This window comes from Panacibacter ginsenosidivorans (assembly GCF_007971225.1).
Taxonomy (GTDB): domain Bacteria; phylum Bacteroidota; class Bacteroidia; order Chitinophagales; family Chitinophagaceae; genus Panacibacter; species Panacibacter ginsenosidivorans.
The window spans coordinates 5,335,679-5,348,546 of the sequence record NZ_CP042435.1 but is presented as its reverse complement, the minus strand read 5'-3'; the positions used below and the strand labels follow the sequence as shown (position 1 = coordinate 5,348,546).

Here is a 12,868-nt window from a genome sequence, read left to right as displayed (position 1 = left end):
GCCCTCACTTATAAAGGCAATATGATTATAAATGTTGCATATTCTCCTTCCTTTGTGTCTATTTTCATCTCGCCTCCATGCCCTTTTGTTATAATATCATAGCTTAATGAAAGCCCCAAACCTGTTCCTTCTCCTGTTGGTTTGGTAGTAAAGAAAGGCTGAAATATCTTATCAATTATTCTTTGCGGAACACCCATACCATTATCGCTTACTCTTATTTCTACTTTATCTTTTATCTTTTTAGTACTTACTGTCACAGTTGGGTTATAATCAGCATCTGCAAGCAGTCTCTTTTTTTCTGTAACCGCATAAAGCGCATTGGTTATTAAGTTCAATATTACCCTTCCAATATCCTGCTGCATAATGTTTATCCTACCTATACTTTTGTCAAAATCTGTTTGTAACGTAGCATTAAACGATTTGTCTTTTGCACGAATGCCATGGTAACTTAAACGCAGGTATTCATCTGCCAGCGCATTTATATCAGACATTTCTTTTGCACCGGTACTGCTGCGGCTGTGTTGCAGCATATTTTTTACGATCGCATCTGCACGCTTGCCGTGATGGGTAATTTTTTCAAGGTTTAGTTTAATATCGGTTGCCAGTGTTTTTATAGATGCCGCGTCACCTTTATCTATTTCTTCCCGCATTTCATCAATAAGTTCGGCACTTACTTCGGAAAAATTATTTACAAAGTTGAGTGGGTTTTGAATTTCATGTGCAATGCCGGCAGTAAGTTCTCCCAGCGAAGCCATTTTTTCTGCCTGTATCAGTTGAGCCTGTGTTGCTCTTAGTTTTGTCAATGCATCATTTAATTCAGTCTTTTGCCGATGCAACAGGGCATTTGCTCTTTGCTTGTTCCGGTATCCTATAAATGCAAGTATTGTAAGCAGCAATGCAAAGCCAAGACCTATCATTAAAGCAAGCTGTTTAGCACTGGCTAAAGCCTCTTTCTGTTTTTGCTCCGCAGTTGCAACCTGTTGCTTTTTGTCAAACTCATAATTCATAGTAAGCTCTGTGGCTTTACGAACATTTTCTTTACTGGCAATAGAATCTGCAATTTGCGTGGACATTTTATATGTAGACAAAGCCTTACTATAATTGCCTGTTTTCTCGTAACATTCAGACAGGTCCATATAAGACTTACCTACTTGTTCATCATAAATATCTGCACCTTTCAACACTTCGAAAGCTTTTTCAAGATAAGGGATCGCATCGGTGTATTTGCCCTCTGTTTTTAAAACAAAGCCCATAGCGCTGTATGCCTGATAAATATTTAGCGGCTGGTTTGAAGAATCAGCAAGTAGTACTGATTGCTTCCCCAGCTTTTCTGCATCTGTAAATTTTTGTTGCCTTGCCAATGCATATGCTGCTTTTGATAAGCCGGAAGACTGTATACCCTGGTCTCCCATCTCGCCACCAAGTAAAACAGATTTCATGGCATATTCATATTCCTTCTTATACTCTTCCTTTGCTTCATACAATGATGCAAGGTTTGAGTAAGCATACAATTCAACATTTTTTATGTGCTGCTTTCTTGCAAGCTCTGCAGATTTCAGAAGAGATTGTTCCGAACGTTCTATATCACCCATCGATTTATAAGTAAGACCAATATTGACCAATGTGCGTGCCTGCATCGCCTCGTCCTGCCTGTCTTCTGCAATCTTTAATGATTTCTGCTGGTATTGCAGTGCTCTGGTAAAATCAGACTGCATCTGGTAAGAAATAGCAAGGTTGTTATAAGACCGTGCAATTTCATTAAGGTTGCCATTACGCTCATCAATAGCTATAGACTGCTGATAGTACTGTATAGCAGTATCATATCTGCTTTGCATACCATACATCATACCATAGCCCGCATAAAGACGTCCTATGTATAGTGAGTCTTTTAGTTGTTTAAAGATCGCTTCTGCAATTTTCAGGTTTTCCGCTGCTGTTTTATAATCACCTTTAAAACAATAATTACCTGCCAGCTTCAGCCTTACAGCACCTTCACCTTTTTTATAATTTACCTTTATTGCTTCTTCCAGTGTTTTTTTACCGAGGTTTATAGAGCTGTCAATATTTATGTTACTAAGCAGCGATATTTTTTTATTAAGCAGGTTTATTCTTGCGGTATCAGAAGCAGCCTTATTTATAAGCTTATCCAAAGTATCCAGCGCATTGTTTTGCGCACAGCACACTGTATACAAAAAAAAGGAGGATATAAACGCAATAAGAATTTTCATTGAGTAGCTACAGTCTTAATAAACATCTGGCAATTTAATTAATTTATTGTGCCTTATTTAAAATTTTCTTTTTGTTACCGGCTATGGTACGTAAAGCACCTTCTGTTGTGTCACTCACTTATACGTTTTTATCAGTTCTCAGCATTCAGTAAAGCAACTGCATGTAAACTGTAACCTCATTGCTGATTGCTGAAATATATTATTCAGTACAAGGGTGCGACGCAACCAAAGCTGAATATGGATTCGGTAGCCCGGCTACAAAAAAATCATAATGCATCCTGCGTCGGCAACTGAATAATGAATGTTGTTCCTTCTCCCTCTGTCGTTTCCACTGTTATTTCACCGCCATGTGCTTTTACAATATCATAACTCAATGATAATCCCAATCCTGTTCCCTGTCCTGTTGGTTTTGTTGTAAAGAATGGCTGAAATATTTTATCAACTATTTTTTGAGGGATGCCCGAGCCATTATCACTAACGCGTATTTCAACTTTGTCACCAATTTTTTTTGTACTCACTTTCACAGATGGTTGATAATGTTCCCCTTTTTGGGAGTTAGGTGGCTTTACTGCATAAAATGCATTGTTATATAAATTCAATAACACTCTTCCAATATCCTGCGGGATGATATTGATATTGCCTATGCCTTCATCAAAATCTGTTTCGAGTTTTGCATTGAATGAATTGTCTTTTGCACGTAAACCATGATATGCTAATCGTAAATATTCATCTGCAAGTGCGTTAATATCTGAGGGTTCTTTTACACCAATGCTGCTACGACTATGTTGCAGCATCCCTTTTACAATTGCATCTGCACGCTTACCGTGATGATTTATTTTTTGTTCGTTAACAGCAATATCAGTTGCAATAATTTTTACTTCCCCGTAATTTCCATTTTCAATTTCTTCTTTCATTTCTGCTATAAGCTCTGCATTTACTTCTGAAAAATTATTTACGAAGTTTAACGGGTTTTGAATTTCATGTGCAATACCTGCCGTAAGCTCTCCGAGTGAAGCCATTTTTTCTGACTGGATGAGTTGTGATTGGGTAGCTTTCAGATCTTTTAAAGTTAGTTGCAATGTATTTTTCTGCTTTTCAATTTCTTCATTCTGCTGATGAAGTAATTGATTACTGTGCTTTTCTTTTTGCCTGCTTCGATAGATCAGCGAGGCTACAACCAATGCAGTAAATAAAGCTGCCAGTGCAGAAAAGATGATCCACCATTGCTGGGTACTCTTTCGCTGGAATTCCAGGTCTTTTTTTGCCTGGTCTGCTTTTAACTGGATCTCTTTTTTTGAATATTCATATTCTGCTGCAAGATTAGCCGCACGCTGTTCTGTTTGCAGGTTATTAATGCTATCAGCAAATTGTTTAAAGAGCTTATAGTGATAATAAGCCTGCATACCCAAACCCTTAGCTTCATAGATCCTGCTGAGTATTTCATTTCCATCTCTTAAAAGTTCCGTATAACTTATTCCCTCTGCAGTTTTTATACCTTCCTGTGCATAGACTAATGCACTGTCTGTTTTTTTTAGTGCCAGGTAAACTTCTGCCAACCCTATCTGGCTGCGGCTCAAATATTCTCTTGTACCTACTTCTATGGCTACCTCTTTTGCCTGCTGAAAGGTCACAATAGCGTCGTTGTACTTTCCCTCCTTATTGTAAATAGAAGCAAGCAACGTGAAAACAAATGCCTTTGCTTCTTTATTACCTGTTTCTTTTGTAACATCTAAAGCTTTAAGCAGGTAATGCTTTGCCTCTGTATAGTTACCCTGTCTGAAATTCAATTCGCCGATATTTGAATAGCCTGCTTCTTTGCCACTCAGAAAATTGATCTCTTCTGCAATTTTCAATGCCTTCAGGTAAAAGGTATCTGCCTCTTTATATTTCCCCTGCACAAAATAGATGGCGCCAATACCATTGGTGGATGAGGCAATGCCAGGCTTTTCCCCAAGTTCTTCTCTTATCTTAAGCGCCTCGAAATAATTATCAAGTGCTTCAGGGTATTTACCAAGGTTGCTGTAAACAATTCCAATATTGTGATAAATTTTTCCGGCGCCTGTTTTATATCCATGAGCAAGGGCTATTTTAAGTGCCGCTGAATAATAGGATAATGATTTGTTGTATTCGCTTTTTACATTAAACACAAGTCCTATATTCTTTAGTGCCTCTGCTTCTCCTGCGAAATAGTTGATTTGCTTGCATAGAGTCAACACCTTTTGACTCAACACGATCGTTGTATCGGGAGCCAGGTAAGCATATTTAAATCCTAATTCATTAAGTGTATTCAGGTAATTGGTGTCTCTTTCAAAATCTGGTTGGGAAGTATAGGTAGTGAGTATATTTCTAAGGCTATCAATTGTTTTATTTTGAGCAACTAAAAATACCGGGCAACATAAAAAACAAATTATAATCGCAGTGCAAAATAATTTTCTATTCATTGTACTATTATTAAAAATATTCAACTACAAAACAGGAATGAGGATCATGAACGCCGTTCCTGCATGCCTTTATTTTATAAAATGCTATGCCTTTATTCCATTTTTGATTAAATTATGATACCGGCTTTAGATCCTTTGTTCAGCATCGTTGTGTCACTCACTTGTACATACTGTTTACTAATGGGCTAAGCTTTGAAGTGTGCGACGCAACTGCAGCCTCATTCATATTCATAAGCTTAGTACAAAAATTAGTTTGCCGTTAACTGAATTGTAAATGTAGTTCCTTCACCTTCTTTACTTCCCACTTTTATTTCCCCGCCATGTGCTTTGATAATATCATAACTTAAACTTAAACCTAATCCTGTTCCCTGCCCTGTAGGTTTTGTTGTAAAGAATGGCTGAAAAATCTTATCAACTATTTTTTGAGGAATACCATTGCCATTATCGCTTACTTTTATTTCAACTTTATCACCAAGTTTTTTTGTACTTACTGAAACGATCGGCCCGAAATTATTACCAGCTTGTTTTTTCTTGTCATTCACGGCATAAAAAGCGTTGTTATACAGATTCAACAAAACTCTCCCAATATCCTGCGGAATAATATTGATGTCGCCGATCGTTTCATCAAAATCTGTTTTCATAGCGGCATTAAATAAATTGTCTTTTGCACGCAGGCCATGATAACTCAGGCGAAAATATTCATCTGCCAAAGCATTGATATTTGTTTGTTCTTTTGCACCACTACCGCTACGGCTGTGTTGCAGCATGCCTTTTACAATTGCATCTGCACGCTTGCCATGATGCGTGATCTTATTTTCATTTTCTGCAATATCATTTAACAGCTCATCTTCCAGTTGTTCATCCCTTTCACTTTTCTGTTTTGATCTTTCACTTTTTAAATCTTCAATCAACTCTGTATTTACCTCAGAGAAATTATTCACAAAGTTTAACGGATTCTGTATCTCATGTGCAATGCCTGCGGTAAGCTCTCCAAGTGAAGCCATCTTTTCAGCAATAATTAATTGCCTTTGTGTTTTACGCAGAGAAAGCAAGGTCTTTTTATTTAAATGATATTGCCTGTACACAAAGAATAATGACCCGCTTATGAGTATGATGGCGATCAATGAGCCCCACAACATTGCATTATTTTTTTTGATAACAGCAGCCTGTATGGCGCCTTGCTGCTTTAATACATTAAGGCTATCATTTTGTTGTAATTCCTTTTTTTCATTCTCGTATTGAGCAATTTTAAATGCGCTGTTTTCACTGTCTAAGGAATCTGTGAGATCATAAAACTTTTTTGTGTAGTTAAATGCAAGTGCTGGCTGGTTATGTAATCCATAAAATATAGACAATTCTTTCAGATACTTTAATTGCAACCTGTTAGATTTTTCTTCTACAGATTTTTTATATGCTTCCAAAAGGTAAGTAACAGCAACATCATATTTTTCTAGGGCTAAATAATATTGATAATACCCATAATCACTTTCCAGCGATCCGTATGCGGCGAATATTTTCAGGTGAAATGAATCAACCACCTTTTTTGCAAGATCAAGATAATGCAATGCTTCATCTAATCGATTCAGACCCGTTAATGCCCCGGCTTTTTCTACATACGCTTCTGCTGTATAACCTGTTATTTTATGTGAGTCATATAGCAATGCACTATCAGCAAAGACCAATGATTGCGCATAGTTGCTTTGCAGGCGATTCATGGAAGAAAGGTTAATATACATGAAAATAATACCGGTACTGTCGTTTGCTAATTTAGCCTTGGGAACAATTGTGTTGAAATATGTTGTAGCTTTTTCATAATTACCCCAGTCCTTATAAGTATTTGCCACTACATTTAATATATTTCTGGAGGCTCGTTCATTAAAGTCTTTATACATGTCTGAAGCCTTCAGGTAGTCAGAAATAGCAAGGTTGTAATCGGCTTTATACAGGTAATAACCAGCCAGGCTGTGGTAACATGCCGCAACATTTCCGGCAGGACCATTCACTAAATAATATTGTAGTTTATCAGTATAAAGTTTATACCGATCTTCCTGGTTGCCCAGTGCATTGTAAGTTAAACGCAAAACTGTAAGCAGCGAAACAATTTGCTTATGTGTTTTATCAAACAATTCAACCGATTTTATAAAAGCAGTCTGCGCATTTAAAAAATCTTTTTTTGTGTAGAAATGAAGCCCTTCCAGCAAGACCTTATATGAATCAATGTCTTTTATTTTTTGAGACTTGCTAAATTCTATAAGTGCTTCTATATATTGAAATACTGTAGAATCTGCTCCGGAACCAAAAGAATTCAGCTTGAGATCAGCCAGCAGTGTGATTAACTCAATTTTTTTGTCAATTGTTTTTGCAGTTTTTAGTGCAACTTCCAGCGAATCTAATTTACAGTTGTAGCAACTGTCCTGCGCAAGGCAATGGATGGTTACGAAAAACAGGAAACAAAAGAACAAGAATACTTTTTTGTAGGTAGTAATCATGAAAATGATTTGAAAGGATTAAAGCGTTAAAATAGTAAAAACAAACAGGTTTTGCCTTTATGTTTTTTTTGTTACAAACTAAAGCTCTTTACTCATCATCGTTGTGTCACTCACTTGTACGTTCTGTTCAATAATGAGCTAATCGTTGAAGAGTGCGACGCAACGAAAGCTTCATAATTATTCTTAAGCCGGCAACACAATTATAAATTCAGTTCCTTCTCTTTCTTTACACTCCACCTTTATTTCTCCTCCATGTGCTTTTATAATATCATAGCTCAAACTCAATCCCAGACCGGTTCCTTGTCCTGTTGGTTTAGTAGTAAAAAATGGCTGAAAGATTTTGTCGACTATATTTTGTGGAATGCCATTGCCGTTATCTTCAACTATTATTTCGATCCTGTGATTCAGGTTTCGTGTTTTTACTTTGATTATCGGCTGATAGTTATTAGTTAACAACTTTCTCTTTTCATTCACTGCATAAAATGCATTGTTGATCAAATTAAAAATAACTCTTCCAATATCCTGCGGAATGATATTTGTCTTACCAATACTTTCATCAAAATCGGTTTTAAAATCGGCGTTGAAATTTTTATCTTTTGCACGAAGTCCATGATAACTCAATCTTAAATATTCATCGCACAATGCATTAATTTCTGTCAATTCTTTTTGTCCGCTGCTTGTGCGTGAATGTTGCAACATGCCTTTTACAATAGCATCTGCACGCTTGCCATGATGATTTATTTTTTCAAGATTTTGTTTGATGTCTTCCGCAATTGCTTTTGCTTCGTCAATATCTCCTTTATCTAATTCATCATTCATTTCATCAACCAATTCATTACTTACTTCAGAAAAATTATTCACGAAGTTTAACGGGTTTTGTATCTCATGCGCAATACCTGCAGTAAGTTCTCCAAGCGAAGCCATTTTTTCTGATTGCACCAGTTGCGCCTGTGTTTGTTTAAGATCAACCAATGTTTTTTCAATTTGTTGTTTGGCTGATTCTAATTTATTAAAGTCTTCATACCGTGCATATGCCGTGGAGAATGCGTCAGCAACAGATTGAATTAATTTTATTTCTTGTTCACCTAATTGAGTTGTATTGCCGACATATAGCATGCCTTGCAAAAATGGAAGGAAGTGCAAATAAAAACCATCACCTGGCAATGTATTAAGATATTGCTCCTTTGTTGCGATAGCACCTTGCTTTACTAATATCTCGGCTATACTTATAAATTCAGCCTCACTCCAATGGTCGACATAGATTTGTTTATTGTGCCATCGGGTTATCACTTCAGTAAAATTGCCCGGCGTGTCATATGGCAGATGAAATGCAGCGATCGCTTTTCCATCTGGTGTTGAAAGAAATGTATGAATGAGTTGTTGAACATCATCCATGATAAAAACACCACAGCGTATGAAAGGAATATTGAGTATGGTAAGCTCATTCCAAATTAACGGAGTAATTCGATCCAGGTCACTCACAGTGCGCATAGATGCAATATCTGCACGTATGCGATCAAGTGCTGCTTGTTTTATCGCTTCTTTTGCGTTTGCTTCTGATTTCTGTAATTCAATGTAACGCCTGAATGTAAGATCAATAATGGAAGCAAAACGTTTTAGTATTTTTATTTCTGTTTCATTATACGGAGTGCCTGACCATGCATATAAACAACCAACGGAGAAAGGAAGAAAATGACCGTATTGTTTTTGATTATCAGAAGTGTCGGGAACAGCCACATTCAATCCGGTCAACAACAACTGGTAATATCGTCTTAATCCTTCGCCCTGCAATTCTGGAAAGTAATCATATTGCTGAAGCCATGAATCATATATCTTTTCTAATACGGGATGTTTTTCTAATTGTACCCAGCCGACCAGTGAAAGGTGATCTCCATCTGCAGAAGAAGTTGCAGAATACAGTTGTGCCTTATAAGATTCCTTATGCAGTAAACCAACACCACAGCGAATCGGATTGATATCTAATTTTCTTAATTCTGTAAACACCATGCTTGCAGCAACTGAGAGATCATTACTGTTATGCATGGCCATTGCTTTACCGCGAACTTTCTCGAGTGCAGCTTCAATAGTGGCTTCTCTTGCCTGTGCTTCTGCTTTTTTTAAATCCTGGTACCTGCGAAATGTGAGTGAGAAACCCGTTGCAAATCGTTTCATGATATCTTTTTCCGGGTCACTATGCTCTAACAATGAATAAGTCCATACAGCCCCTTCCTCAAAATAATAAGCTTGAAAAAAATTGTCAGGGAAATTAACGATCTGTTGAGGCAAATAATCAGGATGATTATTGATATTATTGAAGTATTCTTCTTTCTCTTGCCCGGCTATGTAAGCAATGAAAACTTCTTCTTTGTTTTTCCAGCTTTCAAACCAGCGTTGCCAAATGGGATGTTCATTCATACCAAACAAACCGAATCCACTCATTTTGTTGCCGCCAGCCAAATTTGTTACTCCAAATACATCAAAAGTCTTGTTATGATAAATATTGGCTATACCACATCGAAGATTATCGATCCCAAGTTTTTTAAGTTCGTCAAACATGGTTTCCGTTGCCGAGGTCACATCCTCGCTGTTATGCATAGCCATGGTTTTGCTTCGGACTCTTTCCAATGCAGCTTCAATCTTTGCTTCCCTTGCCTGTGCTTCAGCTTGTTTTAAATCATTGAAACGTGTATAGGTGAGATCAAACACTTTTGCAAAGCGGAGTAAGATATTAAAGTGTTCATCAGAGAGTGATTCAAGGCTTGCAAGTGTTAAATTACCAAAACTATTAAACGATGCGTTTAAATATACACGGTCAGGTGCTTTCATTCCTTCAATCACAAAATCTGGCAGCAACGATAATTCTGTTTCATCAAATAAAAAATCATCCCATTCCTTTTTATTTGTTCCCTCCAGTGTGTATTGCCATTTTAAATTTCTTTCTTTCCATGCGTTGATATATGCCAGGTAAGGAGTATGCTCATGATATTTTACAAACAAACCGATGGGATCAGATGGTGCTTCAGAATTAGCCATCCACCATGTTGAACCATTTGTTGTAATATCATAGATCATAATGAGGCAACGGGTGAGTACTAAATCGAGTTTTGTCAATTCAATGAATACAGTTCCTATTAATTCCTTTAACTCATCAGATTTTTGCATAGCCATTGCTCTGGCTCTTACTCTTTCCAATGCCAACTGTATTTCTGCTTCTCTTGACTGTGCTTCTGCTCTTTGCAGATCGAGGAAACGGGTGTGTGCTTGTTCAAAAACTCTTGCAAATCTTTTGATGATGTCTGTTTCATTTTCAGATAAAAGCTTTCCTTCAAAATCATTTATTACAATCATTGAATTATTAACCGTAGCCATCGAAATAGAATATTTCGGGCTTTGAAAAATCATCTCCTTTATATCATTTGGTAAATCCTTTAAAGAAGAAAATTCTAACACGTACTCATAAAAACTATTCTTTTCATCTTTAGAATAATTGCCAACAAAAAAATCGAGGTGCTTTTCCCTGGCAGTATGAAAGTCATTGCAGATTGGATGATTAAAGTAAGGAAGCCGATAGTTACTTATAACTAAACCATCATCATTCTGACCGCAAACGTAAATGTTCATGTCTTTTGAACCTTCAAGAAATATGGTGATGCCTGCTGACGTAACAGGGATTTGCAATTCTTTTAATTTTTCAAATAGAACAGTGACCACTTCTTTCAACTCATCACTTTTATGTATGGCGAGAGAACGGCTACGCACTTTTTCCAATGCTGCTTCTATTTCCAGTTCTTTGTTTTGCGCTTCAACCGCTTTTCTTTTTTGCTCGAGTTCTTCAATCGTTTCTTCCAGTAAAATGGCAGTAGTATGTTTTACTTTTTCTGTGCGTTCGAGTTTGAATGCAGTTATCTCTAATTCTTTATCAGCAGCTTTTGCATCTTTCAATAAAGCATTTTTTTCTTCGTCACTCAAATGCTCTGCATGCTGAATAAAATCTATTATGGTTTGAAGATGCGGGTTCATTTATTTGTTATGGGTATTATATAAAAAATTTTATTAACTGTTTCTTTAAATATTTTTTTGAGCCTGGCTGAATTACTGGTATGATACTTTTCTTGCGTCGCACTCTTGTACATTTTGTTCTTTATTGGTCATTGCGAAACTCCTGCATAGCTTGTGTGTGGCCAGGCTGTTCAATCTTTTATTTATTACCATTATTCAGCAGATTGCCACAGTACACTCAGCGTACAATGTCTTTGCTTTGTTCTTCACAATGATGCTACGATTGAAAAAGTACAAGTGTGCGACGCAACGATGCTGAATAATATTACTACAGCCCGGCCCATAAAAATTATTTTTCTTTCAATACAACTGCGCAGGCAGTTAACCCATGCATCTCTAAATTTCCGTTGGTGGCTCTTGCCAGTTCTGCATTGCTGAACATGCCTGCCATAGGTACATCCCACACTTTTCTTACACCTTCTATTTCTTCGCTGATCAAAGGCCCCAAAGAAAGAAGCCTGCCTGCACAGCTAAACAAGAGCAGGGCATCTGCTTCCGGCATTTCAGTTGCTTTCAGATCTTCGCACCCACTGATCACTTTTTCTATCACATCAAAATCAGGGGGTATCGAGAACCGGACTTTAGAACCTTGTGGCATCGCGCCACTGCAGTAATATGAACGGTCATTCCAATCTACTACCAGACCAGCTCTTATCACAGGGTCTCCGCTTTCCCGCTGCAATTGTAATGGCAATGCGATAGAATGTTCTATTGCAAAGTTTTCAGGTGTTACATTTTTAAGGCCTCCATATTTTATTACAAGGTCTAATACCGGGGTATCATCAATCGTATAAACATGATTGCCGGTACTTTTTGTGACGGTTTTTTCTGTGCCCACTGCATTCCAGCCATGCGTAGCCTTTCCTTTTATACTTATTTTGTCTTCATCAAGGGCAATTGCTACCATGCCATTGTTACTGGATTTGTCATTGGTGAAAACAAATTGCTCTTTAAACATCATATCATCTCCCGCCATGCCGCCATATACATTTACCTGTTTTCCAAAAATGTCTTCAAAGCCATGCAGCAATTCTTCTGCATCGGTGTTGAGGTTACTGCCAGCAATAAGGAAACACGGATGCGCAAATGTTTCCAATGCTTTCCTGGCAATGTACTGCGTGGTTTGCCTGTAATTTTTTTCAGAAAATTCTTCAAAGAAAATGCTGAAGTGTGTGGGGTTAATATCAAGCAACATAATAGCTATCTCGCCTGCGGTTATCCCTTCTCCGGTAAACTCTCCATTGGACGTTACGCCATAAATGGCAATGCCTGCATCATCTAAAGTTTTACACAGTTCTTCACGATCTTGTTTTACAGAAAGAAATGTAATAGCTAAGGTTGGTTTAAAACCATCGGTCATGCTTTGCGCCAAAGCTGTCCTAATTTCTTCTGCTGAATTTCCCCGGATTGATTTTGTTTTCATAATGATATTATATAGAACCTGTTGAAATAAATATTTAAAAATCACCTAACTTATTTGCATTTGCAAATGCTGCAATAATGGTTTTATACCAGCCGCAGCATGCTATGGCATCGCCTTTTGCGTCGCAAGCACTTTATCAGCATATCATCGGTCAGCAACTATAATTTTCCGAAGAACAACCAAAGCAATCGTTTACAGGATGAACTACAGGTCAAAATTTGTTTAGGT

4 protein-coding genes and 1 pseudogene are annotated in these 12,868 nt (G+C 37.3%); all 5 read right to left on the bottom strand.

Annotated elements, in window-relative coordinates; translation table 11 throughout:
• Positions 1-8: 8 nt before the first annotated feature.
• The 5 genes and pseudogenes from FRZ67_RS22560 to FRZ67_RS22540 all read right to left on the bottom strand — a co-directional run bounded on the left by FRZ67_RS22560 (position 9) and on the right by FRZ67_RS22540 (position 12,640).
• The gene (locus tag FRZ67_RS22560) at positions 9-2,150 is read right to left on the bottom strand and encodes a tetratricopeptide repeat protein (RefSeq protein ID WP_158638434.1); all 2,142 of its coding nucleotides are present in this window, start codon (positions 2,148-2,150) and stop codon (positions 9-11) included.
• 344 nt (positions 2,151-2,494) lie between these two features.
• A complete protein-coding gene (locus FRZ67_RS22555) occupies positions 2,495-4,669 on the bottom strand; it encodes a tetratricopeptide repeat-containing sensor histidine kinase (protein ID WP_147192817.1) in 2,175 nt (724 codons plus the stop codon).
• 248 nt (positions 4,670-4,917) lie between these two features.
• A complete protein-coding gene (locus tag FRZ67_RS23715; protein WP_225975445.1) occupies positions 4,918-7,158 on the bottom strand; it encodes a tetratricopeptide repeat-containing sensor histidine kinase in 2,241 nt (746 codons plus the stop codon).
• Positions 7,159-7,341: 183 nt separating this feature from the next.
• A pseudogene (locus FRZ67_RS23985) lies at positions 7,342-8,142 on the bottom strand (sensor histidine kinase); the annotation flags it as partial.
• Positions 8,143-11,506: 3,364 nt separating this feature from the next.
• Positions 11,507-12,640, bottom strand: coding sequence for an FIST signal transduction protein (locus FRZ67_RS22540; RefSeq protein WP_147192816.1), 1,134 nt, complete (start codon positions 12,638-12,640; stop codon positions 11,507-11,509).
• Positions 12,641-12,868: the final 228 nt, after the last annotated feature.

Bases quoted from the DNA above. Each gene is read 5' to 3' on its own strand.
- FRZ67_RS23715 (WP_225975445.1), bottom strand. From the start codon at position 7,158: ATGATTACTACCTACAAAAAAGTATTCTTGTTCTTTTGTTTCCTGTTT.
- FRZ67_RS22555 (WP_147192817.1), bottom strand. From the start codon at position 4,669: ATGAATAGAAAATTATTTTGCACTGCGATTATAATTTGTTTTTTATGT.
- FRZ67_RS22540 (WP_147192816.1), bottom strand. From the start codon at position 12,640: ATGAAAACAAAATCAATCCGGGGAAATTCAGCAGAAGAAATTAGGACA.